Source organism: Vibrio hibernica (assembly GCF_015223435.1).
GTDB classification, from domain to species: domain Bacteria; phylum Pseudomonadota; class Gammaproteobacteria; order Enterobacterales; family Vibrionaceae; genus Vibrio; species Vibrio hibernica.
Genome location: NZ_VHKO01000134.1, coordinates 1 through 1072 on the forward strand (window position 1 = coordinate 1; position 1072 = coordinate 1072).

At 39.8% G+C, this 1072-nt stretch carries 1 pseudogene; it reads right to left on the reverse strand.

What is annotated here, in order from left to right:
- Positions 1–99: 99 nt before the first annotated feature.
- Positions 100–1072 (reverse strand): annotated as a pseudogene (locus FH976_RS15815) (YjbH domain-containing protein); the annotation flags it as partial.

The window sequence follows — 1072 nt, forward strand, 5'->3', positions numbered from 1 at the left end:
TATAGTGAGATTTTTCATGAATGTCGGCGGCGAAGTCAGACATAAATGTTCTGATCGCCGCCTCCATAATTGAGTCCATCTAATTACGCAACAAAGTCATTATTTGACGCTTAAATAACGGATGTAAGCATTTCTTAAACGTTGTGTATTACTTTCGAAATAGCTTGGAGTTAGGCGGTCTCGATTGAAATACTGGCGTTTTAAGTTGTGCTGAAATTCAAGCTGAGTGCCAAGCCCTGAGTTTAAATTATTATGACTATTACCGACTCGAGTTTGTGCCGACAGTGTAAATTCATCTATGCCTCTCACTTGTACATATCCTGGTTTCATACTACGCCAAAAAGAAAGCGGGAAAGAAACGCCAACGGTAACGAACTGTTCATCATCACTATTAAGATATGAGGCATAAACTTTAGCATCACCTAACCAATGGTTAGTGGTTACTTGGTATCCATTATCACCCTCCCAGAATTCACCGGCAGTAAGGTTAAGCTGCCAACTATATTCAGGAATAGAAAGGGTGTAGCTACCTAGCATGGTGCTTTTATCTTCCATTTTATTGTCATATTCATCAGTATCATCTTTATAGGTAAACTGGCTCATTTGTACGCCCAAAGAATGATAGCCTTCAGGCGAATACCATATAGTTTCATTGGCAGCGCCTATATATCCAGCATTGACATAGCCTGCGGAAAACTGAGTCATTAAGTTAAAAGGAAGACGGAATGCTTGGTGAACAACCGCGCGATCGATTTCGCTTTCATACTGGCTGCTTGCCCACAGACCACCTTGTTGATAATCATCACTATCATCGACAGGTAATAAATAGCGAATATCAATTGCAGAACCTTGCCATAGTGGGACATAAACATTACTTGCGAGTGCTAAAGAATAGTCTAAAACACCATATTCGGTTGCTAAAGAGTAACGAACTGCAGGAGATAAGATAACTTGGGCACGGCCTACACCACTATTAATTTTTTGATGCTGCCATTGAGTCTTATCAAGGGTAGTCGTTAGGTTTTTAGTGGATATTTGAGTTTGTTTGCAGTTAATTCCAGATAATAAAAAC